Below are 680 nucleotides of genomic sequence, written 5' to 3'. Positions count from 1 at the left end.
CCCTCAATCGGCATAACGAAAAACCCTCGGCTTCCTTATATAAGGCAAGCCAACGTTCATAACAGTTTAGAGGGGTTAATCAGATACGCAGACGAAGGGTAGAGAGATAGACAGTACGACCGCTTTCGGTCTGGGCAAGGAGCCAGTCGGGGTCAGAGGGAGGGGCCACGGGGGACAGGGAAGACAGCGCGTCCAGATGGGGCCAGTACAGCAAGGCGACCATACCCGACCACGTCAGTACCTGGTCAGCGCTTGACGAGGCAGGTGCGGCGTCTTCGAATCCCGATTGGTACTCGACATCACAGCAGGACGCTGACAACGCGCTCAAGCCAACATGTTCGCAACCTTCCTCCGAGGGGGGAGGTGCTGCCTTGTCGCAGCCTGCCATGCCGTCTTCACAACAGCACACCGGCTGGGGCGGCATTTCCATGGTCTCGCAGGCATAGGTAAACAGTCCCCAAAGCATGAGGAGCAACGGAACCACTATAAGCCAACGATTACGTTTAATCATCTGTCCTGGGTGCAATCTACCTAAAGTATTGAGCGCGTAACTTTAACACGTCTACCGACTCCTGAAAAAACACTTTCCCTTCTTTGCTCGCTCAAAGTGACTTGCCCTGCTATCGCGAGTATGAGTCGGGCCGCTTTGGGACCGAGCGCAGGCCCTCACCTGCGCTCGG

It is taken from the genome of Marinimicrobium sp. UBA4509 (assembly GCF_002388575.1).
Lineage (GTDB): Bacteria > Pseudomonadota > Gammaproteobacteria > Pseudomonadales > Cellvibrionaceae > Marinimicrobium > Marinimicrobium koreense.
This window is presented reverse-complemented; position numbering follows the sequence as displayed.